At 34.0% G+C, this 22,463-nt stretch carries 22 protein-coding genes; 17 read left to right on the top strand and 5 right to left on the bottom strand.

What is annotated here, in order from left to right; all coding sequences use genetic code 11:
• Positions 1-6: 6 nt before the first annotated feature.
• The 3 genes from PMT9312_RS08170 to rimP are packed head-to-tail and all read right to left on the bottom strand — an operon-like array spanning position 7 to position 2,194.
• A complete protein-coding gene (locus tag PMT9312_RS08170) occupies positions 7-288 on the bottom strand; it encodes a YlxR family protein (protein ID WP_011377128.1) in 282 nt (93 codons plus the stop codon).
• Entirely contained in the window at positions 285-1,691 is a 1,407-nt protein-coding gene (gene nusA, locus PMT9312_RS08165; RefSeq protein ID WP_011377127.1) for a transcription termination factor NusA, read from the bottom strand. Before nusA ends, PMT9312_RS08170 begins: the two co-directional genes overlap by 4 nt.
• Before the next feature lie 35 nt (positions 1,692-1,726).
• Complete coding sequence (gene rimP, locus PMT9312_RS08160; RefSeq protein ID WP_011377126.1) at positions 1,727-2,194, bottom strand: ribosome maturation factor RimP; 468 nt, start codon at positions 2,192-2,194, stop codon at positions 1,727-1,729.
• Between the two features lie 161 nt (positions 2,195-2,355).
• On the opposite strand from rimP, the gene PMT9312_RS08155 reads away from it, so the two are divergent.
• The gene (locus PMT9312_RS08155; RefSeq protein WP_011377125.1) at positions 2,356-3,486 is read left to right on the top strand and encodes a trypsin-like peptidase domain-containing protein; all 1,131 of its coding nucleotides are present in this window, start codon (positions 2,356-2,358) and stop codon (positions 3,484-3,486) included.
• Positions 3,487-3,532: 46 nt separating this feature from the next.
• Entirely contained in the window at positions 3,533-4,246 is a 714-nt protein-coding gene (rpiA, locus tag PMT9312_RS08150; protein ID WP_011377124.1) for a ribose-5-phosphate isomerase RpiA, read from the top strand.
• Here the strand turns inward: rpiA and hisD are convergent.
• Positions 4,243-5,529 (bottom strand): histidinol dehydrogenase, encoded by a 1,287-nt coding sequence (hisD, locus tag PMT9312_RS08145; RefSeq protein WP_036924080.1) that lies wholly within the window; start codon positions 5,527-5,529, stop codon positions 4,243-4,245. The genes rpiA and hisD overlap by 4 nt on opposite strands.
• A gap of 119 nt (positions 5,530-5,648) precedes the next feature.
• On the opposite strand from hisD, the gene rpsT reads away from it, so the two are divergent.
• From rpsT to PMT9312_RS08085, 13 genes are all read left to right on the top strand, one after another.
• Positions 5,649-5,942, top strand: a complete 294-nt coding sequence (rpsT, locus tag PMT9312_RS08140; protein ID WP_011377122.1) for a 30S ribosomal protein S20 — start codon at positions 5,649-5,651, stop codon at positions 5,940-5,942.
• A 17-nt stretch (positions 5,943-5,959) separates the two neighbouring features.
• The gene (locus PMT9312_RS08135; RefSeq protein WP_011377121.1) at positions 5,960-6,754 is read left to right on the top strand and encodes a TatD family hydrolase; all 795 of its coding nucleotides are present in this window, start codon (positions 5,960-5,962) and stop codon (positions 6,752-6,754) included.
• A 237-nt stretch (positions 6,755-6,991) separates the two neighbouring features.
• Complete coding sequence (rpoB, locus tag PMT9312_RS08130) at positions 6,992-10,285, top strand: DNA-directed RNA polymerase subunit beta (protein ID WP_011377120.1); 3,294 nt, start codon at positions 6,992-6,994, stop codon at positions 10,283-10,285.
• 38 nt (positions 10,286-10,323) lie between these two features.
• Positions 10,324-12,228, top strand: a complete 1,905-nt coding sequence (locus PMT9312_RS08125; protein ID WP_011377119.1) for a DNA-directed RNA polymerase subunit gamma — start codon at positions 10,324-10,326, stop codon at positions 12,226-12,228.
• Positions 12,229-12,261: 33 nt separating this feature from the next.
• Positions 12,262-16,362, top strand: coding sequence for a DNA-directed RNA polymerase subunit beta' (locus PMT9312_RS08120; RefSeq protein WP_011377118.1), 4,101 nt, complete (start codon positions 12,262-12,264; stop codon positions 16,360-16,362).
• 53 nt (positions 16,363-16,415) lie between these two features.
• Positions 16,416-16,568: a high light inducible protein gene (locus tag PMT9312_RS08115; protein ID WP_011377117.1), complete on the top strand. Its 153-nt coding sequence runs from the start codon at positions 16,416-16,418 to the stop codon at positions 16,566-16,568.
• Between the two features lie 29 nt (positions 16,569-16,597).
• The gene (rlmN, locus tag PMT9312_RS08110; protein WP_011377116.1) at positions 16,598-17,644 is read left to right on the top strand and encodes a 23S rRNA (adenine(2503)-C(2))-methyltransferase RlmN; all 1,047 of its coding nucleotides are present in this window, start codon (positions 16,598-16,600) and stop codon (positions 17,642-17,644) included.
• A gap of 69 nt (positions 17,645-17,713) precedes the next feature.
• The gene (locus tag PMT9312_RS10095; protein ID WP_263890856.1) at positions 17,714-17,839 is read left to right on the top strand and encodes a hypothetical protein; all 126 of its coding nucleotides are present in this window, start codon (positions 17,714-17,716) and stop codon (positions 17,837-17,839) included.
• 18 nt (positions 17,840-17,857) lie between these two features.
• Positions 17,858-18,625: a HEAT repeat domain-containing protein gene (locus PMT9312_RS08105; protein WP_011377115.1), complete on the top strand. Its 768-nt coding sequence runs from the start codon at positions 17,858-17,860 to the stop codon at positions 18,623-18,625.
• A 149-nt stretch (positions 18,626-18,774) separates the two neighbouring features.
• Positions 18,775-18,990: a DUF2997 domain-containing protein gene (locus tag PMT9312_RS08100; protein WP_011377114.1), complete on the top strand. Its 216-nt coding sequence runs from the start codon at positions 18,775-18,777 to the stop codon at positions 18,988-18,990.
• Positions 18,977-19,369, top strand: coding sequence for a DUF1257 domain-containing protein (locus PMT9312_RS08095; protein ID WP_011377113.1), 393 nt, complete (start codon positions 18,977-18,979; stop codon positions 19,367-19,369). Before PMT9312_RS08100 ends, PMT9312_RS08095 begins: the two co-directional genes overlap by 14 nt.
• 9 nt (positions 19,370-19,378) lie before the next feature.
• Positions 19,379-19,738 (top strand): ferredoxin, encoded by a 360-nt coding sequence (locus PMT9312_RS08090; protein ID WP_011377112.1) that lies wholly within the window; start codon positions 19,379-19,381, stop codon positions 19,736-19,738.
• A gap of 8 nt (positions 19,739-19,746) precedes the next feature.
• A complete protein-coding gene (locus PMT9312_RS08085; protein ID WP_011377111.1) occupies positions 19,747-20,940 on the top strand; it encodes an aldo/keto reductase in 1,194 nt (397 codons plus the stop codon).
• Positions 20,941-20,942: 2 nt separating this feature from the next.
• On the opposite strand, the gene rsmG is transcribed toward PMT9312_RS08085, so the two are convergent.
• Complete coding sequence (gene rsmG, locus PMT9312_RS08080; RefSeq protein WP_011377110.1) at positions 20,943-21,656, bottom strand: 16S rRNA (guanine(527)-N(7))-methyltransferase RsmG; 714 nt, start codon at positions 21,654-21,656, stop codon at positions 20,943-20,945.
• 89 nt (positions 21,657-21,745) lie between these two features.
• Here rsmG and PMT9312_RS08075 point away from each other — a divergent pair, with 89 nt between their 5' ends.
• Positions 21,746-22,186 carry a J domain-containing protein gene (locus PMT9312_RS08075; RefSeq protein ID WP_011377109.1) on the top strand — a complete coding sequence of 147 codons (441 nt, stop codon included), beginning with the start codon at positions 21,746-21,748 and terminating at the stop codon, positions 22,184-22,186.
• A gap of 16 nt (positions 22,187-22,202) precedes the next feature.
• The gene (locus PMT9312_RS08070; RefSeq protein ID WP_011377108.1) at positions 22,203-22,460 is read left to right on the top strand and encodes a DUF3143 domain-containing protein; all 258 of its coding nucleotides are present in this window, start codon (positions 22,203-22,205) and stop codon (positions 22,458-22,460) included.
• Positions 22,461-22,463 lie beyond the last annotated feature (3 nt).

Below are 22,463 nucleotides of genomic sequence, written 5' to 3'. Positions count from 1 at the left end.
ATTTAATTATATTCCCTCAATGGGATAGTCATTATAGCTTGTAATTTCTTTTTCAAAAATTTCAATAAATTGAGGTTCTAAAAATGTTTTTAAAGCTTTTTGAAGCTTTTTTTTGATCTTGGAATCTGAGTAACATTTGTTTGACTTGCAAATGTAAGCTGATCGCCCCATTCCCTTATGAAACATAATGCCTTGCTTATGATCTTTGGTAATCTTTAAAAGATTTTTCCTGTCATATGTTTTTCTACATGAAATGCATATACGCAAAACAGGTCTTTGTTGTATCACCGCTTTCTCTCCTCTTTTGCGGCAATTTCACTATCTTGAAGAGTCTCTAATTGGTCATTATCTGATAAGTCTCCTTCTCCGTATTGTTCTTCTTCTTCATATTCTTGATCATCTTCTGGAAGGGGATAAAGCTCTCTTAATCTTGCATCTTCTGCAGCGCGCTCAGCTTGTTCTGCTTCTAATCTTAGCTCAGCTTCTCGCTGGAGATTCTCTTCATCTTCCCTTTGAATGATTAATTCAGATACTGCCGCATCTTCAGCTTTCTGATCGTATTCATGTGAGTTTTTAACATCAATCTTCCAACCAGTTAATCTTGCGGCAAGTCTTACATTTTGGCCTTCTCTACCAATTGCGAGACTCAATTGATCAGGAGGAACTAGTACATGGGCATGTTGCCCTGCTGGGTCAACTAGTCTTACTTGATCAACTTTCGCAGGACTTAAAGAGTTTAAAATATACTGTATTGGATCAGATGACCATTTTATAACATCAATTTTTTCTCCTCTTAGTTCATTAACTACTTGTTGAATTCTCGCTCCTCTAGCCCCAATACACGCTCCTACGGGGTCCACTTCTTGTTCTACACTGTCTACTGCTACTTTCGTTCTTGGGCCAACACCTCTTGAAGGAGGGTTTGCTTCTCTTGAAACAGCAACAATTTTTACTGTACCTTCTTGAATTTCCGGGACTTCATTTTCAAATAAATAAACCACTAAACCAGCATTTGCTCTACTGACAAAAAGTTGTGGTCCTTTTCTGGCTATTTCGCTAACTTCTTTCAAAAATACTTTAAAAGTTGCATTTGCTCTGTAATTATCATTAGGTAATTGATCTCTCTTGGGAAGTTCGGCCTCAACTTCAGGTCTACCAATACCAGAACTTACTCCCATAATGACTGATTGCCTTTCAAATCTTATAACTCTTGCAGTTAAAACAGGGTCTTCCAAATCCGCAAATTCTTCCTGGATCATTTTTCTTTGTTGATCTCTTAATTTTTGGGCTAACACTTGCTTTGTTGTTGAAGCAGCCATTCGTCCAAAATCCTCTTTTTCTGGAGTAACGTCTAAAACAACTGTGTCACCTATTTGAGCATCTTCAGCTACCTGTTTAACTTCAGCTAGAGATATTTGATGATCTTCGCTCTCAACCTCTTCAACAATTATTTTACTCGATAATACCCTATAACCTTCTTCATCTAGATCTAGTCCAACATCAAAATTATTAAAATATTCTTCATCAAATGGATCTTCAACAACTCCAATGTAAAAAGTTTTTCTATATTTTTCGTATCCTTTTAATAAAGCTTCGCGCAAGGCTAGTTCCACAATATTAGGAGGTAACTTTTTTTCCTCACTAATGTCCTCAATGAGATTGTTTAAACCTGGTAGAATAACTAATGCCATCTATGATGGGAAATTGAATAATGGTTGAAAATTAATTAATCTTTTAATGTGCAAAGACTAATCTTGAGTACTTCATTAAAAGGGATTTTTTTAATCTTACCTTTTATGTTAATGGCTAAATAATCTTTAGACTTTTCATAAAGTAAACCATTGAGAAATTTTATTTTTGAATTCTTCTGGTTTAACTCAACATTAACTGGAAAACCCTTAAAAGTTTTGAAGTCTCTTTCTGAGGTTAATTCATCACTGACCCCTTGACTACTAATTTCTAACACATATGAACATTTTAAAAGATTTGAATTCTCTATTTCTTCAGATGCTGGGGTATTAAATAACGCACAATCATCTAGTGAAATATCATCACCGTTAGTTTTTTTTATAATAATTTTAATAACGATTGGATTCTGATTAGTTTGTAAATTTACACTGCAGATTTTGTAATCCAATACATTTGCAACTTTTTCTAAAAGGTTTTCTAGTCTACTTTTTTGTTCTTTGTTCAAATTTATTTATATAAATTGATTTAAAATTATTTTCACATATAAAAAGTTTTTTTTATAAAAAATTCAAAAATTTATATTTTTATGGATGTAAACAAAAAAACAACAAATATATATTTCTTCAATTAGATTTACTCAATAAATTTTAAAAAACTATTAAATAAATGAAGTTTCTCAAGATTAAATTAATTAATTTAATCCAAATATTCATTATTGTTTGTTTTTGTTTAGTTAATTTCTCTCAAAGAGCTGAAGTTTTAGCCTTGACTTCTTCTGATAGTCACAATTTCGTATCATCTGCGGTTAGAAATGTTGGACCTGCAGTGGTAAAAATTGATACTGAGCGATTCGTTGAGAGGCAACAATTTGATCCAACTTTACTGGACCCTTTATTGAGGGATTTGCTTGGGGAGCAAGGAATTACACCTGAGAGAGAGAGAGGTCAAGGTTCTGGAGTAATTATTAATGAGAATGGTTTGGTTCTTACTAATGCTCATGTCGTAGACAGAGTTGATGATGTTTTAGTGACTTTGGCAGATGGAAGTATTTGCGATGGCCAAGTTTTGGGAACAGATGCAGTAACTGACCTGGCTTTAGTAAAAATTGAGGAATCTACATTTTCTAGTTTTGCTCCCCTTGGAAATTCTGAAGATCTTCAAGTTGGAGATTGGGCAATAGCACTAGGTACTCCCTATGGTCTAGAAAAAACAGTTACCTTAGGAATTGTAAGTAGTTTACATAGGGATATTAATAGTCTAGGGTTTTCAGATAAAAGGCTTGATCTTATTCAGACTGATGCGGCAATAAATCCTGGGAATTCTGGAGGACCACTTATTAATTCTAATGGTGAAGTAATAGGAATCAATACATTGGTAAGAAGTGGCCCTGGAGCTGGTCTAGGTTTCGCAATACCTATTAATCTAGCTAAAAGTGTTTCTGATCAGCTTCTCAATAATGGTGAAGTTATTCATCCATATTTAGGGGTTCAATTAATTTCTTTGAATCCTAGAATTGCTAAAGAACATAATCAAGACCCCAATTCATTAGTCCAATTACCTGAACGAAATGGGGCTCTTATTCAATCAGTCATACCTAATAGTCCTGCTGAAAAAGCTGGTTTAAGAAGAGGTGATTTAGTTATAGCAGCCGAAAACATCTCTATAGAAGAACCTAAAGCTTTGCTAGATGAAGTTGAAAAAGCTCAGATAGGAAAAGTATTCCTTTTAAATGTTTTAAGAGATAATAAAGAGATAAAGATAAATATCAAACCAGAACCTCTACCAGGTTTGACATAAATCGCTCATTGAAATTTAATAATCTATAACAATAGAAAAAAAGATTTTGAATTCACAAACTCAAATGAAACAAATAGTTGCTGAAGCAGCAATTGAGGAAGTAAAGAGTGACATGATTCTCGGATTAGGATCTGGTTCTACAGCTGTGCTTATGATAAAAAGCCTTGCTGATGCAATTCGTTCTGGAAAACTGCAAAATATAAAAGGTGTTGCAACTTCCTTTCAATCAGAAGTTTTAGCGCTCGAACTGGATATCCCACTTATTGATTTGGCTTCTGTTTCTCAAATCGATTTAGCTATTGATGGAGCAGATGAAGTTGATCCGGGTTTTCAATTAATTAAAGGGGGAGGAGCATGTCATGTTAGAGAAAAGTTAGTGGCATCTAAAGCTAATCAATTGTTGATTGTTGTTGACGAAACGAAACTCGTACGAAAATTAAATCAATCTTTTCCTTTACCTGTAGAAGTTCTTCCAAATGCTTGGAAACAAGTTCAGGAAGTGATTTCAGAAATGAATGGCATTTCTACTTTAAGAATGGCGACTAAAAAAGCTGGCCCAGTTGTTACTGATCAGGGCAATCTAATCCTAGATGTATTGTTTAATGATGGTATTAAGAATCCAAAAGATATTGAAAAGAGTATTAATAATATTCCAGGAGTATTAGAAAATGGATTATTCATTGACCTTACAGACAAAGTATTGGTTGGTAAAATTGAAAACAATATTCCTGTTGCTTACTCTCCCGCAAAAGTTGGCTAATCTTCAAATCTTATTTTTACTGAGTTGGCATGACTATGTAAGCCCTCACTCTCAGCAAGATTAATAATATCGAGACTGTTGACTTTTAAACTTTCTTCATTAAATTCTATTATTGAAGTGTTTTTCATAAAAGTTTCAACTCCTAAAGAACCGCTAAATCTAGAATTTCCTGATGTAGGTAAAGTATGATTTGGTCCAGCCAGATAATCTCCTACTGCTTCTGGGGTCCATTTTCCTAAAAATATTGCTCCTGCATTCTCTATACCTTCAAGAATCTTTTTTGAATCTAAAGCTAAAATTTCTAAATGTTCTGGAGCAAAGTTATTGCTCAGTTCGATACATAATTCATAATTCTCGCAAATAACTATTAATCCCCAATTTTTTATGGATTGCATGCAAATTTCTTTTCTTGGATGATCATCTATTTTTTTATAAAGTTCCTCTAAAACTTCTTTCGCTTGGTTCTTTGATGTTGTTAGAAGTATTGATGAAGCCAAAGGATCATGTTCTGCTTGCGCTAAGAGATCAGAAGCTATATGAGTGCTTTGAGCTGTTTCATCTGCAATGACTAATATTTCACTAGGACCAGCTAAAGAATCAATGCCTGTAGAGCCATAAATTAGTTTTTTAGCAGTAGTTACATAGATATTCCCTGGACCTGTAATAACATCAACTTTATTAATTTGATTTGTGCCAAATGCCAAAGCACCAATAGCTTGAGCTCCTCCAATTCTAAAAACTTTTTTGATCCCTGATAAGTGAGCTGCAGCTAAAACAGTTTTGTTTATTTCCCCTTCTTTATTTCCAGGAGATACCATTATAATTTCTTCTACTCCTGCTACTTTTGCAGGTATTGCATTCATTAATACAGTACTTGGATAAGCAGCTCTGCCTCCAGGAATATAAATACCTGCATTTTTAACTGGTCTCCATCTCCTTTGAACTGTATCACCATGTTCACCTTTTATAGTGAAAGATTGTGGAATTTCCTTTTCATGGAATTTTTTAATTCTTTTATGGGCCACCTCAAGTGAGCGCTTTAAATTGCTATCAATTTCATCCCATGCATCCTTTAAGTGATCCTCACTAATTTGCATAGGGTCAGGGTTGAAACCATCAAACTTTTTGGTATATTTTTCAACTGCTATATCCCCATAAGTTTTTACCTCTTGAAGAATTTCTTCGACGATTAGATTTATCTTGTTATTGTTTTCTGAATTAGTTCTAGAAGAAATCCTTTTTAATTCTTGGATAGCGTCTTTTTTATTGTTTATAATCCTCATTTCTAAATTTTTCAAATTGAAAGGCTCGCGACCCAATTTAATACCTTTCTAAATTATATATGATTGATTAGTAGTCGATTTATTTGTTATGATATAAATCTTATATTTATGTACCCTCTGTGGCCAATAACAAATCAGCAAAAAAGAGAATAAAAATTGCAGAAAGAAATCGTTTAATTAATAAATCATATAAATCTACAGTAAGAACATTGACTAAAAAAACCTTAGAGAATTGCGAAAAATATAAAAAAGACCCCAATGATGAGAATAAAGATTTAGTGAAAACAAGTCTTAATAAGGCTTTTAGTTTAATTGATAAGGCGGTTAAGAAAAATGTACTTCATAAGAATAATGGGGCTAACAGAAAATCAAAAATTAACAATTTAGTAAAAACTACTCTTGCCACACAGTAAAAAGGCGGATCATAATTATGAGCGATATTGAACTCATAGACTCGCACTGTCATTTAATATTCGAAAATTTTGATAAAGATCTTGAAGATGTTGTTTGTAGATTGCGTTCAAAAGGTGTAAAAAAATTAGTTCATGCATGTTGTGAATTAACAGAAATTCCTAAGTTGAAAAAAATATCCAATGAATTTAATGAAATTTACTATTCAGTTGGTTTACATCCGCTAGAAGCAGAAAAATGGGAACTAAGTTCCATATCTCTTTTAAGAAAATCAGCTCAAGAAGATAGAAGAGTTGTAGCTATTGGGGAATTAGGCCTAGATTTTTTTAAAAATGAAAATAAAACACAGCAAATTAATGCTCTTATTCCTCAAATGGAGTTAGCTTTTGAACTTGAATTGCCTGTAATTATCCATTGCAGAGATGCTGCAAATGAAATGATCGAGATATGTAATGACCTCTCTAAAAAGGGAAAATGTCCTAAAGGAGTACTTCATTGCTGGACAGGGACGCCAAGAGAAATGAAGCAATTCTTGGATCTTGGTTTTTATATAAGTTTTAGTGGAATAGTAACTTTCCCAAAAGCATATGAAATTCATGAGTGTGCCAAGATAGTCCCAAATGATAAATACTTAATTGAAACTGATTCCCCTTTTTTGGCTCCTGTTCCCCATAGGGGTAAAAGAAATGAACCTGCATTTGTTGAAAATGTTGCCAACTTTATGGCAGATTTAAGATCAACGGAATTAATTACAATCGCTAAACAGTCATCAAAGAATGCTGAAGATTTGTTTAAATTTGACTTGTTAAGTTGACACCACAGCTGCTAATATAAGAAATTACTGGCAATTTTTTCTTGATTTCTTAGTTTTAACTTTTAAATGAATGGTTTTTGACCATTTGGCTAAAATTTTAGTTCATTTATTAAATTGATTTTTTTGTTGAAATCGAGATTTAATGATTGATTTCAAATTAAAAGAAAAGTTAAATAACTTAAGATTGAGTAGATTAAAAGTAAGTAGTAAATCTCACATAATCGCAGGTTTTCTTGGATGAGCAGTAGCGCTTTACAGGTAGCAAAAACAGGTACTTATCTACCAGATTTAGTTGAAGTACAAAGAGCAAGCTTTAAATGGTTTTTGGAAAAGGGTTTAATAGAAGAATTACAAAACTTTTCGCCTATTTCTGATTACACAGGTAAATTAGAATTGCATTTTATTGGTGAAGAGTACAGGCTAAAAAGACCTAGGCACGATGTTGAAGAGGCAAAAAGAAGAGATGCAACATTTGCCTCACAAATGTATGTCACTTGCAGATTGATTAATAAAGAGACTGGAGAAATTAAAGAACAAGAAGTTTTTATCGGTGAATTACCATTAATGACCGAAAGAGGAACTTTTATTATTAATGGTGCCGAAAGAGTAATTGTTAATCAAATTGTTCGGAGTCCAGGAGTATATTTCAAAGATGAACAGGATAAAAATGGTCGAAGAACTTACAACGCGAGTGTTATTCCTAATAGAGGTGCATGGTTAAAATTCGAGACTGACAAAAATAATTTACTTTATGTAAGAGTTGATAAAACTAGAAAAATTAATGCTCATGTTCTTATGAGAGCTATGGGTCTTTCTGATAATGATGTTGTCGATAAACTTAGGCATCCTGAGTTTTATCAAAACTCAATTGAATCAGCTAATGACGAGGGGATAAATTCTGAAGATCAGGCCTTACTTGAGCTCTATAAGAAGCTTCGTCCTGGTGAACCACCATCTGTCTCTGGTGGACAACAGCTATTATTCAGTAGATTTTTTGATCCCAAAAGATATGATTTAGGCCGAGTTGGTAGATATAAAATAAATAAAAAGTTGAGGCTCACAGTACCAGATGATGTGAGGACACTTACTCATGAAGATGTTCTTTCTACAATTGATTATTTAATTAACCTAGAATTGGATATTGGTGGTGCGAGTTTGGATGATATTGATCACTTAGGTAATCGAAGGGTTAGATCTGTAGGAGAACTTCTTCAAAATCAAGTGAGGGTTGGGCTTAACCGTTTAGAGAGAATTATTAAAGAAAGAATGACTGTTGGTGAAACAGATTCTCTGACTCCTGCTCAACTAGTCAATCCTAAACCTTTGGTTGCTGCCATAAAAGAGTTTTTTGGATCCAGTCAATTAAGTCAATTTATGGATCAAACTAATCCTCTAGCTGAATTAACACATAAAAGAAGAATCTCAGCCTTAGGTCCTGGAGGTTTAACAAGAGAAAGAGCAGGCTTTGCTGTAAGAGATATACATCCTTCACATTATGGGAGATTATGTCCTATTGAAACTCCTGAAGGTCCTAATGCAGGTCTTATAAACTCTTTAGCTACCCACGCAAGAGTAAATGAGTATGGTTTTATTGAAACTCCGTTTTGGAAAGTTAATAACGGTAAAGTCAATAAAGACGGTGATCCTATTTATCTTTCGGCTGATCTAGAGGATGAGTGCAGGGTCGCCCCAGGAGATGTTGCAACTGACAAGGATGGAAATATTCTTGCAAATTTAATACCCGTAAGATACAGGCAAGATTTTGAAAAAGTACCTCCTGAGCAAGTTGATTATGTTCAACTTTCCCCTGTTCAGGTAATTTCAGTTGCAACTTCACTTATCCCTTTCTTGGAACATGATGATGCAAATAGAGCTTTGATGGGATCTAATATGCAGCGCCAGGCTGTTCCATTGCTTAGGCCAGAACGTCCTTTAGTTGGTACAGGTTTAGAATCACAAGTTGCTAGAGATTCGGGAATGGTTCCTATCACAAAAGTTAATGGAACTGTATCTTATGTAGACGCTAATGAGATTGTTGTTAAGGGCGAGGATGGTAATGAACATTTTCATTATCTTCAAAAATATCAAAGATCAAATCAAGATACTTGTCTAAATCAAAGACCAATTGTAAACATTGGAGATCAAGTTATATCTGGCCAAGTGCTAGCAGATGGATCTGCATGTGAAGGAGGGGAAATAGCACTAGGACAGAATGTCTTAATTGCATATATGCCATGGGAGGGCTACAACTACGAAGATGCTATTCTTGTTAGTGAGAGGATGGTCACTGATGATTTGTATACATCAGTACATATTGAAAAATATGAAATTGAGGCAAGACAAACAAAACTAGGGCCTGAAGAAATTACAAGAGAGATTCCCAATATTTCTGAAGATAGCTTGAACAATCTTGATGAAATGGGAATAATCAGGATTGGCGCTTTTGTTGAAAGTGGTGATATTTTGGTAGGAAAAGTTACCCCAAAAGGCGAATCAGATCAACCACCTGAAGAAAAACTTTTGAGAGCTATTTTCGGAGAAAAGGCTCGAGATGTTAGAGACAACTCCTTGCGGGTTCCGAAGACAGAAAAAGGAAGGGTTCTAGATGTTCGAATATATACTAGAGAACAGGGTGATGAGCTACCTCCAGGCGCAAATATGGTTGTTAGAGTTTATGTAGCCCAGAGAAGAAAAATACAGGTAGGCGATAAAATGGCTGGAAGACATGGCAATAAAGGAATTATAAGTAGAATCCTGCCAAGAGAGGATATGCCTTATTTACCTGACGGAACACCTGTAGACATAGTTCTTAATCCCTTGGGAGTTCCAAGTAGGATGAATGTAGGTCAAGTTTTTGAATTATTGATGGGCTGGGCAGCTTCCAACTTAAATTGTAGGGTTAAAGTTGTCCCATTTGATGAAATGTATGGTGCTGAAAAATCACATCAGACTGTTCAAGCATTTTTAGAGGAAGCTTCAAAACAGCCAGGTAAAGCATGGATTTATAATCCTGAAGATCCTGGAAAGTTATTACTTAAAGATGGTAGAACTGGTGAACCTTTTGATCAGCCAGTTGCGGTTGGATATTCTCATTTCCTTAAGTTAGTGCATTTAGTGGATGACAAAATTCATGCAAGGTCTACTGGTCCTTACTCTTTGGTTACTCAACAGCCTTTGGGCGGTAAAGCTCAGCAAGGTGGACAAAGGCTTGGAGAAATGGAAGTTTGGGCTCTTGAAGCTTATGGAGCAGCCTATACTCTTCAAGAACTATTAACAGTTAAATCTGATGATATGCAAGGAAGAAATGAAGCTCTTAATGCAATAGTGAAGGGTAAACCAATCCCTAGGCCTGGTACTCCTGAATCATTCAAAGTTCTAATGAGAGAGTTACAATCTCTAGGTCTAGATATTGGGGTTTATACAGATGAAGGAAAAGAGGTGGATTTAATGCAAGATATAAATCCGAGAAGGAATACTCCATCGAGGCCGACTTACGAATCACTAGGAACCTCTGAATATGAGGAAGATTAAATATTCAATTAAAAACTTTTAATTTAAATTTTCCAAAAATGACAAACAGCAACTTAAGAACTGAAAATCACTTTGATTACGTCAAAATTTCAATAGCTTCTCCACAAAGAATAATGGATTGGGGACAGAGGACATTACCCAATGGACAAGTGGTGGGGGAAGTTACAAAACCTGAAACTATTAATTACAGGACTCTTAAACCAGAAATGGATGGATTGTTTTGTGAAAAGATATTTGGGCCTTCTAAAGATTGGGAATGTCATTGTGGTAAATATAAAAGAGTTAGACATAGAGGGATTGTTTGTGAAAGGTGTGGGGTTGAAGTAACTGAAAGTAGAGTAAGAAGACATAGGATGGGCTATATAAAACTTGCTGCTCCAGTTTCCCATGTTTGGTATTTGAAGGGAATTCCTAGTTACGTTGCTATCCTTTTGGATATTCCACTAAGAGATGTAGAACAAATAGTTTATTTTAATTGTTATGTTGTTTTAGACCCGGGTGATCATAAAGAACTCAAATATAAGCAATTACTCACTGAAGATGAATGGTTGGAAATTGAAGATGAAATCTATGCTGAAGATTCAACTATTGAGAATGAGCCTTTTGTTGGTATTGGTGCCGAGGCCCTTAAGCAGTTACTTGAAGACCTTGATCTAAATCAGATTGCCGAGGAGCTGAGAGAAGAAATTACACAAAGTAAGGGACAGAAAAGGGCAAAACTTATTAAAAGGATAAGAGTTATTGATAATTTCATTGCAACTAATGCAAAACCAGAATGGATGGTCCTAGATGCAATTCCAGTGATACCTCCAGATCTTAGACCTATGGTCCAGCTTGATGGGGGAAGATTCGCAACTTCTGATTTAAACGATCTTTACAGAAGAGTTATAAATAGAAATAATAGATTAGCTAGGCTACAAGAAATTTTAGCTCCTGAAATTATCGTAAGAAATGAAAAAAGAATGCTTCAAGAGGCAGTTGATGCTCTTATAGATAATGGAAGGAGGGGAAGGACTGTTGTTGGAGCAAACAATAGAGCTCTTAAGTCCCTTAGTGACATCATTGAAGGAAAACAAGGAAGATTTAGACAGAATCTTCTCGGTAAGCGTGTTGACTATTCAGGAAGATCTGTAATAGTTGTGGGCCCTAAATTAAAAATGCATCAGTGTGGTCTTCCAAAGGAAATGGCGATTGAGCTCTTCCAACCTTTTGTAATTCATAGATTAATTCGCCAGAATATTGTGAATAATATTAAAGCTGCAAAAAAATTAATACAAAAAGCTGATGATGAAGTTATGCAAGTACTTCAGGAAGTAATTGAAGGCCACCCAATTCTTTTAAATAGAGCGCCTACTCTTCATAGGTTAGGAATTCAAGCTTTCGAACCAAAATTAGTTGGAGGTAGAGCAATTCAACTTCATCCTTTAGTTTGTCCTGCATTTAATGCTGACTTTGATGGTGATCAAATGGCAGTTCATGTTCCTTTAGCTTTAGAGTCACAAACTGAAGCACGCATGCTGATGTTGGCTAGTAATAACATTCTCTCTCCTGCTACTGGGGAACCAATTGTTACTCCATCACAGGATATGGTTTTGGGATCTTATTATCTGACTGCTCTGCAACCTAATTATCAAAAACCTGATTTTGGAGATAATAAATCTACTTTTGCTTCACTAGAGGATGTTATTTTTGCGTTTGAAGATAAAAGACTCAGCTTACATGAATGGGTATGGGTTAGATTTAATGGAGAAGTTGAAGATGAGGACGAAATGAGTAAACCACAAAAAATTGAAGAGCTAGAAGATGGCTCAAGATTAGAAATGTGGAAGTTAAGAAGAGACAGATTTGACTCACAGAATAATTTAATTAGTAGATTTGTTTTGACAACTGTAGGGAGAGTAGTTATGAACTATACCATCATTGATTCTGTATCTAAAACGTAATCTTTAAAACTATTTTTCATTCATCTAAAAATCATGACATCATCTAAACCAAAAAAAACTTCCAGAGTACGTAAAACTACGAAAAACTCAAAAAAGAATATTCCACTTACAATGCCTCCTTTAGCTAAGACTCCTCCATCTTTCAAGAATAAAGTGGTTGATAAGAAAGCATTAAAAAATTTAGTCTCTTGGGCGTATAAAACTCATGGCACTGCTATAACCGCAGCCATGGCTGATAATTTAAAGGACTTAGGCTTTAAATATGCTACTCAAGCTGCAGTGTCCATTTCAGTAGATGACTTAAAAGTTCCTGCAGCTAAACAAGATTTGATAGGACAAGCTGAAGAGCAAATATCTGCTACAGAAGAATGCTATAGACTTGGTGAAATTACAGAAGTTGAGAGACATACAAAAGTTATTGATACATGGACTGAAACTAATGAAAGATTAGTGGACGCTGTTAAGGATAATTTCAATCAAAATGATCCTCTAAATTCCGTTTGGATGATGGCCAATTCAGGAGCAAGGGGTAATATGTCTCAGGTGAGACAACTTGTTGGTATGAGAGGATTGATGGCTAATCCTCAAGGAGAAATCATTGACCTGCCAATAAGAACAAACTTTAGAGAGGGACTGACTGTTACTGAATATGTAATTTCTTCTTATGGAGCAAGGAAAGGCTTAGTAGATACTGCCTTGAGAACTGCAGATTCTGGTTATTTGACTCGAAGATTAGTTGATGTTGCTCAAGATGTAATTGTTAGAGAAGAAGACTGTGGAACAGAAAGATCAATAGTTGTTGAAGCTGAAGATGGTAAATTTGGAGCAAGGCTTCTTGGTAGACTTACCGCTGAGGACATTTTAGATTCTGAAGAAAAATTAATTATTCCTCAAAATACTGCAATTGATCCTGCATTGTCAGGAAAAATTGAGACAGCATCTATTACAAAAGTAAAAATAAGATCGCCATTAACATGTGAAGCGAATAGATCGGTTTGTAGGAGATGTTATGGATGGGCTTTGGCTCATAATCATCTGGTTGACTTGGGTGAGGCAGTAGGAATTATTGCAGCTCAATCTATTGGGGAACCGGGGACTCAATTGACAATGAGAACTTTCCATACTGGAGGGGTATCAACTGCTGAAAGTGGAGTAGTAAGATCAAAGATTTCTGGTAGAGTCGAATTTAGTTCAAAAGCGAAGGTTAGAGGTTATAGGACTCCACATGGCGTAGAAGCTAAACAAGCGGAAGTTGATTTTATATTAAAAATAGTTCCTCAAGGAAATAATTCTAACAAGTCTCAAAAAGTTGAAGTTTCTAGTGGATCACTCTTATTCGTAGATGATGGTGAAGAAATTAGTTCTGATATTACAGTTGCTCAAATTATTGCTGGAGCTGTTAAGAAGAGCGTGGAAAAAGCAACAAAAGATGTTGTTTGTGATTTGGCTGGGCAAGTCAAGTACGACAAGGTTATTCAACCAAAGGAGGTTACAGATAGACAGGGAAATATTACTTTAAAAGCACAAAGGTTGGGCCGCTTATGGGTTTTAGCTGGAGATGTTTATAACTTACCACCTAATGCAAGACCAGTTGTCTCATCTGGAAAGTCTGTAGTTGAAGGAACTGTTTTAGCAGAGGCAAGTCAATCAAGTGAGTTTGGTGGCCAAGTTCGATTAAGAGAATCAGTAGGAGATTCGAGAGAAGTTCAAATTGTTACTACTTCAATGTCTTTAAATAATTTTAAATTAATTGAAGAATCTACACACTCAGGCCAAATTTATAATTTGGAATCTAGTGATGGAACTTTATATCGTTTGAACACTGCTCCTGGTAGTAAAGTTAGTAATGGTCAGGTTATAGCAGATTTAACAGATGAAAGGTTCCGCACAAAAACTGGCGGGCTAGTCAAATACTCACCGGGATTAAGTGTCAAAAAAGCAAGATCATCTAAAAATGGTTTTGAAGTTAGTCAAGGCGGAACGTTGCTTTGGATTCCCCAGGAGACACATGAAATCAACAAGGATATATCCCTTCTAATGACTGAGGATATGAAATGGATTGAAGCAGGAACTGAAGTTGTAAAAGATATTTTTAGTCAAACATCAGGAATTGTTACGGTGACTCAGAAAAATGATATTCTCCGTGAAATAACTGTAAGAAATGGAACTTTTCATGAGTGTGATGATGAAGAAGTTTTGAATAGATTTACAGAAGAAGGCAATTTAGTAAATCCTGGCGAAAAGATTTTGGATGGTATTGATAATAAAGAAATATTATTTGTTCAGAAATTAGAAACATCAAAAGGTAGAGGCTTATTATTAAGAACTGTAGAAGAATTCAATATTCCTGATCAAGCACAATTACCCAATTTATCACATGTTAAGCAGGAAAAAGGACCACATTTAGGCTTAAAAGCTATCCAAAGACTTACCTACAAAGATGGTGAATTGATAAAATCAGTAGACGGAGTTGAATTGCTTAGAACACATTTAAGTATTGAAAGCTTTAATGCTACTCCTCAAATGACTATTGATGTCGAGTCGATGGAAGATGAAAATGATGCTTCAATTAATCGATTAAATTTAGTCATTTTAGAGTCTATTCTTGTTAGAAGAGACACTATGTCTGATTCTAGTCATGGCTCAACACATACAGAATTGCAAGTCAAAAATAATACATTAGTTAAAGCAGGAGATGTAATAGCTACTACTCAAATTCTTTGTAAAGAAAAGGGATTGGTTCAATTACCAAATGTTGTTGAGGATGATCCCATAAGAAGGTTAATCGTAGAAAGAGAAGAAGATAAGATTAAAATTAAGATTAGCAATAAAGCTGTTGTTAAAGTCGGTGATCGTGTAGTTGATGGTGATCCTATTAGTGGTTCTGAAAAAGCTATTTCATGTGGAGAAATTGAAGAAGTTTCTAGCAGTTCAGTGACCTTAAGAATTGGCAGGCCATATATGGTTTCTCCTGATTCAGTTTTACATGTTGAAGACGGAGATTTAGTCCTCAGGGGAGATGGTTTGGCGTTACTCGTTTTTGAAAGGCAGAAAACTGGAGATATTGTTCAAGGATTGCCTCGAATTGAAGAATTATTAGAAGCTAGGAGACCCAGAGATTCTGCTATCTTGTGTAACAAATCTGGAGTTGTTCAGATCAAACAAGGTAATGATGAAGAATCAGTTTCTTTATCGGTGATTGAAAAAGATGATTTAGTAAACGAATATCAACTATTACCAGGGAAAAATATAATGGTCAGTGATGGACAACAAGTTACAGGTGGAGAAGTTTTAACTGACGGACCAATTAATCCGCATGAATTATTAGATTGTTACTTTAGCGATATAAGAGATCAAAAACCTTTAATAGATGCAGCTCGAGAATCTATATCAAAACTACAGAGAAGTTTGGTAAACGAAGTACAAAACGTTTATAAATCACAGGGTGTCGCAATCGATGATAAACATATTGAAGTTATTGTTAGACAGATGACAAGTAAAGTTCGTATAGAAGATGCTGGGGATACTACTCTCTTGCCTGGCGAACTTATAGAGTTGAGGCAAGTGGAAGATACAAATCAAGCAATGGCAATTACAGGAGGAGCGCCAGCAGAATTCACTCCTGTTTTGTTGGGTATCACTAAAGCCTCTCTTAATACAGATAGCTTTATATCAGCAGCATCATTCCAAGAAACTACAAGGGTTCTTACAGAAGCCGCAATTGAAGGTAAATCTGATTGGTTAAGAGGTTTAAAAGAAAATGTTATTATCGGTAGACTAATACCTGCAGGTACTGGGTTTAGCGGATTTGTAGAGGAATTAGCCTCAGAGGCAGGTCCCCATCCCGATATTCTTGCTGAAGAATCAGGTGGATATAGAAGAGCACAGAACTTAAGGCCAGACTATACAGTTGATATGCCACAATCACCTGCTGTAAGCTCTACTGCAATTCTTGACGATCCTAGTGATGAAGATTTGGAGACTACGCGAAACCGACATGGAATCGATCCCTCTTCAAGTAATTTTGCTGCCTTTGCAAGACCTAGTGCTGAAAATCAATTTTCTGAAGATCAATTACCAGATCCTGCTGCATTGGAGGGATTACAAGAGGAGGGGCTTCTGTCTGATGAATAAATACTATCTATTATCATTTTTAGTGACTAGAATAGATTTTTAATTCGGAAGTCATGATTAAGCCAGAGATTGTCCCCAAAAGAAAATTACCCCGTTATGGATTTCATTTTTATAATGAAAGACTTAATGGAAGAGCGGCCATGATTGGATTTATTGCGCTTATTCTTACAGAATTCTTTTTAAAACATGGTTTGCTGTTATGGTGAAAATAGTTTTTAACTAAAGAATTAATAATTTGAAAAATCTTCTTGGAAGTAGCATTAAAGATTTAGAAAATATAGCTTTAGATTATGGCCAGGCTGCTTTTAGAGGTCGCCAAATCTACAGTTGGATATATAACTATAGAAATAAGAATAAAAATATTGATCAAATAGAAGTTTTACCTTTAGATTTCAGAAAAAAGTTAAAGGATGATGGTTTTAAAGTAAGTGAACTTAGTTTTCAAGAAAAAAAGTTGGCCAATGATGGCACTTTAAAGTTGTTACTGTCTACAAATGATAATGAAAGCATTGAGTGTGTCGGCATACCCACTGAAAAAAGGCTAACTGCATGTCTGTCGAGTCAAGTTGGATGTCCTATGGACTGCAAATTTTGCGCAACGGGGAAAGAGGGTTTGAAGAGATCTTTAAAAGCAAGTGAAATCTTAGATCAAATTTTATTTATTGAAAATGAAATGAATAGAAAAGTGACTAATATTGTTTTCATGGGAATGGGCGAGCCATTGTTGAATATTGATGAATTGCTTTTGTCAATAAGATCAATAAATGAGGATTTTCAGATTAGTCAGAGAAAGATAACTGTAAGCACAGTTGCTGTTCCAAAAATGATGAGTAAATTATCAGCAAGGTCTTTTCAAATTTTAGGTAATTGTCAATTTACATTAGCAATTAGCCTACATGCTTCAAATCAGAAAACAAGGGAAACCATAATACCAAGCGCAAAAAACTACGAGATCAAAAATATAATTGAAGACTCTAAGCAATTTGTAAAAGATACTGGTCGGAGGGTAAGTTTTGAATATTTAATGCTAAGTGGGGTTAATGACAAATTAGAACATGCCAACGAATTGAGTAATTTGCTAAGAGGTTTTCAATGCCACGTCAATTTAATACAGTACAACCAAATTGATGAGGTTGAATTTAAACGAGCATCTTTAAAAAATCTTCAATTATTTCAATCTAGACTTTCTAATAATGGTATCACTGTTAGCTTTCGAAAAAGTAGAGGTTTAGATAAAAATGCAGCATGTGGTCAGTTAAGACAAAATGCAAGAAATAAATAATATTATCTAAGAATAATTCTTTAAAAGTATATTAAACAGGTTATTATTGACTTAAATAATTTTGAATCTTTGGGTTTTATTAAGACAAAAATTTTACCTTTCGCTATCGTCGCACTTTTTGGGATTGCTTTCTTTGCAGTTAGTGCAAGAATTTGGTTGCCAGGAGATATGATGTCGCCTGCTCCCATAAATTAATATTTTTAGTTTTTGAAAATGACAAAAAATAAGGATCCTAAAAAAGAAAGTCTAGCTGAAATTGCAGTTGATCCAGATGTTTTAGCGAGAGAATTGGCTTTAGAGATTGAAATAGATCCTTTAGAGCAAATTGATGAAGATGCTTTTTCAAAAGGTTTCAATATAACTCAAGAGTGCAATGAAGCTTTAAAAATGCTTGAAGGTAACAGAGAAGAAAGAATACAGGGGTTAAGAATATTTTGTGAATATAGAGATAAAAGATCTTTTCCCCTTTTGTTACCATTACTTGATCAACCTTGCCCTGTTGAAAGAATGAGTGCGGTATATGCTTTAGGTCGTAATCCATGTCCTAGCGCAGTAAAGAAACTTGTCAGCCTTTTGGAGACTGATGATAATGCTTATGTTAGGAGGGCGACTGCATGGAGCTTAGCTAATTATGATGACCAAATTGTTTTACAGCCATTAATTAGTGCTTTAAAGAACGATGTAGCTGCAGTAAGGTTATGGTCATCTAGTTCTTTAGCTGAAATTGGAAATGTTTCTCTGGAAAACGCTCAATTAGCAGCAGAACAGCTTTTAATAAGTTTAAAGATAGATAATGAATCAGGTGTAAGAAGTAATTGCATTTGGTCATTGTGTAGGTTGTACGAAAAATTAAACAATACATTTCAAGAAAGTTTCGTTGATGAATGTACCAAGATAGCCCTTTTCGATAAAGAGCCATCCGTTATGGAAGAAGCAAAAACTGCCTTGGATTCAATGGGGATGCAAGGTTTTTATAATTAAATTTCTTAATTTATTTTTCGTAGAATGTAGCTCAAAATAAATATATCAGATATTCAATATAAAAATTAAAAATTAATTAACTTGTACCAACTGAAACAAAATTTTTTCGTTATTATATTTAAAGTTAAAACATTCAGTACTTGAATTTAATGCCTCAAAAAACATTGAGATTCAAAATTCATCAAGACGGAAGAGTTGAAGAGACTGTTGAAGGATTTACTGGTAATTCATGTAATGAAGTTACAAAAAATCTTGAAGATGCTCTCGGCAAAGTAACAGTAAAGAATAAAACATCTGATGCTTTCATCTCTCATCAAAATGAAAACTTAAATCAACATAACAAGGAATCTAATGTCACATTTTAGTACGATTAAAACGCAGCTCAAAGAAGCAGAGCCATTAATTAAGGCTTTAAATAACCTCGGTTATAATATTAATCAAGAAGAAAAGTTTGTTAAAGGCTATAGGGGCAAATTTACAGCTGTTGATATAAGTATGAATTTACCTGGAGATACTAAAATTGGATTTAAATGGGACAATAATTCAAATGCATATGAATTAGTTACCGATCTTGATCTATGGAAATTTGAGCTACCAGTAGAAAGATTTATTTCTAAAGTTACTCAAATGTATGCTTACCAAACAATTATTTCCAAAACAAAAGAGGATGGTTATCAAATTGTTGAACAAAAAAACAAAAATGACGGTTCTATTGAATTGGTTTTAACCAAGTGGGATAACTAATGGCAGAGTATGGATTTTACTGATCCATTGGATAACGTTGCAGAGAATATCGAAATTACAGGCTGGGAGGCTGTTTTAGGCGGTCAGTTAGCCGAAAAAGCTGTATGGGTTGATGAGGCTAAGTGTATTGGTTGTAAATATTGTGTACACGTTGCTTCAAACACTTTCATAGTTGATGAATTTCATGGTAGAAGTCGAGCTGTTAGACAAGACGGAGATAGTATTGATCTTATACAAGAAGCAATAGATACATGTCCTGTTGATTGTATTAACTGGGTCAAGTTTGAAGAATTGGAAGATTTAGAGAATAGTCTCGATAGGGATATGTTTCAATCATTTGGAAAACCCCCAAGAATGAATAAGCATTAATTTTAAAAATGGAATATCGTAGATTTGGTCGAACCAATCTGAAGATGCCTATTTTATCTTTGGGTGGTATGAGATTTCAAAAAAGTTGGGATCAATTAGATTTTTCTGAGATTTCATATGAAGAACAAAATAAAGTAGAAAATATATTAAACATGGCAAACAAATATGGCTTACATCATATAGAAACTGCTAAGTATTATGGAACTTCTGAGGTGCAATTAGGAATAGGTTTTCAAAATACTAAAAAAATCCCAAACATTATTCAAACAAAGATTCCTCCAAATAGTGATCCAGAAATTTTTGAGAGAGATGTTATGACAAGTATGGAAAAATTGAAAGTTAAAAGAATTGATTTGCTAGCAATACATGGCATTAATACAGATCAACATTTACATCAGGCTGTTAAAGATGGAGGTTGTATTGACATTTTAAGGAATTTGCAAAAAGAAAATTTAATTGGATCTATTGGATTTTCGTCCCATGGAAAATCTTCACTTATTGAGAAGGCTATATCAACAAACTTATTTGATTATGTAAATTTGCACTGGTATTTCATCAATCAAGAAAATACAAAGGCTATAAATTTAGCAAATAAGTATGATCTTGGGGTTTTCATAATAAGTCCCACGGATAAAGGGGGACATCTTCATACTCCTTCAATAAAAATGTTGGAATTTTGTAAGCCACTTCATCCTATAGTTTTCAATGATCTTTTTTGCTTAAGAAATAAAAACGTCCACACTCTTAGTGTCGGTATTGCAAAAGAGGCAGATTTTGATCTTCATTTAGAAGCTGTCTCGTTGCTATCAGAATCTGAGAAGTATGTTCCAAAGATAATAAAAAGATTAAGACAGGAATCAATTAGTGCTTTAGGCTTAGAGTGGTATCAAAATTGGAATAGAAATTTACCGAGTTGGGAATATACGCCAGGAAATATTAATATTCCCGTTTTGCTTTGGCTTTCAAATTTAATAGATTCGTTGGATATGGAAGGATTTGCAAGGGCTAGATATCAATTGCTAGGTAATGGAAGTCATTGGTTCCCAGGATGTAACGCCAATTTAATAGATGTGGATGTTGCTGAAGGTCAATTATTAAAAGTTTTAGAAGGCCATATAAATCCAAAAAAAGTTATAAATAAATTGAGAACCTTAAAAGAAAAGTTTGGAGATCAAGTTGCTAAAAGATTATCAAAAAAATAATTTCATAATGGATGTTTCTCAGGTTTGCCAATTTTTCGTGGGTAAATTTCAGGACATAAATTTTTAGGTTGAATAAGAATAATATTTCGGGTACCTTTACTTCTTGGTAACAAAATCTTCTTTGTCTCTTTAAATTTTCCTTCTAATATTTCTAAGGTTTTATCCAGATTTTTATTTTCTTCATCAGTCCATTTGCCACAATATAAAACTCCTAACCCTTCTTTTTTTAGCATTGGTAGTATATATTCTGAAACTGTTGATGGATTACTCACCGCTCTAGTGGTAGCTATATTGAAACTATTTCTCATTGACGATTGATGGGCTAAGTTTTCAATACGATCATTGATTATATGAATATTGTTTTTGAAATTGATCTCTTTAATTAAGAGTTTTAGCGCATCTGTTTTCTTTTTTGAAGAATCAATCAGGTATATCTCTGAATTAGGATGAGTTATGGCATAAGCTAAACCAGGGAAGCCACAACCAGATCCAATATCTAAAAACTTTTTATTATCAAAATTAATATTCGGGAAAGTTTTAAATGGCCAAATGCTGTCAAATACTTGAGATATCCAATAATCATCCCCTTTAATTAATCTTGTTAGATTGGTTTTATTGTTTAATTCTGCAATTTTAATTTGTAATTCTTGAAACATAACTATTTCTTCTTTAGTTATGAATTCAGAAATCTCTTTCGGAATGTTTTGTTTTTTCATTTCGTTATAAATATAAATTTTTACCTTGCATTAAATACATTCTATTTAGTAAAAATTTATTAGAATTACAATATTAATAAAAGATTATTTTGAAATCGGAAACTTCCTATTACAAAATTTTAGGTGTAAATGAAAATGCATCAAATCATGAATTAAGAAAGGCATTTTGTAAACTTTCCATTGAGTTGCATCCTGATACAACTTCATTAGAAATAGATGTTGCGAAAAGTAAATTTCAAGAAGTTTTAGAGGCTTATGAAAATTTAAATAATTTTAATTTGAGGAAAATATATGATGAGAAAATAAAAGAAAAATCTAGAAGTAAAAATAGTACTAATGTTTTAAATAATTTAGTAATGGATTCTAATAATCAAAATTTAATAGGGAATAGAAGACCTTTTTCAAATGGAGAATTGTTTTCGTTATTTCTTTTGATTATCATCATTTCTATAAGTTTGATTTGTTCAATTTTTATTGCGTCTTTTACTGGAAAAGAATTAGATACAATACCCATTTGGTTAATTAAATAATTTCTTAAAAAAGTCTGTGCATCCCTCTAAAAAACCTATCAATCAAAATTCACTTCAATCATTAGAATTGTGGCTAACTGATTTAGGTGCTTTGAAGGATATTACTAATCCATCTAAATGGTATCTTTTACTTTCAAATTGGAATGCAACTATTATTTTTGAACAAGAAGATTTATGTGTTATCTGGGAAAGTGAAGGACAAGAAACTAAAAGACTATTTTCTTATTGCATTAATAGAGAAGATGTGGAAAATGCAATACTTCAGGGACCTTAAATT

The organism is Prochlorococcus marinus str. MIT 9312, from assembly GCF_000012645.1.
In the GTDB taxonomy this organism is placed as follows: domain Bacteria; phylum Cyanobacteriota; class Cyanobacteriia; order PCC-6307; family Cyanobiaceae; genus Prochlorococcus_A; species Prochlorococcus_A marinus_L.
The sequence above is the reverse complement of the archived record's forward strand: the minus strand, read 5'-3'. Positions and strand labels throughout refer to the sequence as shown.

Coding starts and splice junctions, on each gene's coding strand:
- nusA (WP_011377127.1), bottom strand. CDS start 1,691: ATGGCATTAGTTATTCTACCAGGTTTAAACAATCTCATTGAGGACATT.
- PMT9312_RS08155 (WP_011377125.1), top strand. CDS start 2,356: ATGAAGTTTCTCAAGATTAAATTAATTAATTTAATCCAAATATTCATT.
- hisD (WP_036924080.1), bottom strand. CDS start 5,529: ATGAGGATTATAAACAATAAAAAAGACGCTATCCAAGAATTAAAAAGG.
- PMT9312_RS08135 (WP_011377121.1), top strand. CDS start 5,960: ATGAGCGATATTGAACTCATAGACTCGCACTGTCATTTAATATTCGAA.
- rpoB (WP_011377120.1), top strand. CDS start 6,992: ATGAGCAGTAGCGCTTTACAGGTAGCAAAAACAGGTACTTATCTACCA.
- PMT9312_RS08125 (WP_011377119.1), top strand. CDS start 10,324: ATGACAAACAGCAACTTAAGAACTGAAAATCACTTTGATTACGTCAAA.
- PMT9312_RS08120 (WP_011377118.1), top strand. CDS start 12,262: ATGACATCATCTAAACCAAAAAAAACTTCCAGAGTACGTAAAACTACG.
- PMT9312_RS08115 (WP_011377117.1), top strand. CDS start 16,416: ATGATTAAGCCAGAGATTGTCCCCAAAAGAAAATTACCCCGTTATGGA.
- PMT9312_RS08105 (WP_011377115.1), top strand. CDS start 17,858: ATGACAAAAAATAAGGATCCTAAAAAAGAAAGTCTAGCTGAAATTGCA.
- PMT9312_RS08100 (WP_011377114.1), top strand. CDS start 18,775: ATGCCTCAAAAAACATTGAGATTCAAAATTCATCAAGACGGAAGAGTT.
- PMT9312_RS08095 (WP_011377113.1), top strand. CDS start 18,977: ATGTCACATTTTAGTACGATTAAAACGCAGCTCAAAGAAGCAGAGCCA.
- PMT9312_RS08090 (WP_011377112.1), top strand. CDS start 19,379: ATGGATTTTACTGATCCATTGGATAACGTTGCAGAGAATATCGAAATT.
- PMT9312_RS08085 (WP_011377111.1), top strand. CDS start 19,747: ATGGAATATCGTAGATTTGGTCGAACCAATCTGAAGATGCCTATTTTA.
- rsmG (WP_011377110.1), bottom strand. CDS start 21,656: ATGAAAAAACAAAACATTCCGAAAGAGATTTCTGAATTCATAACTAAA.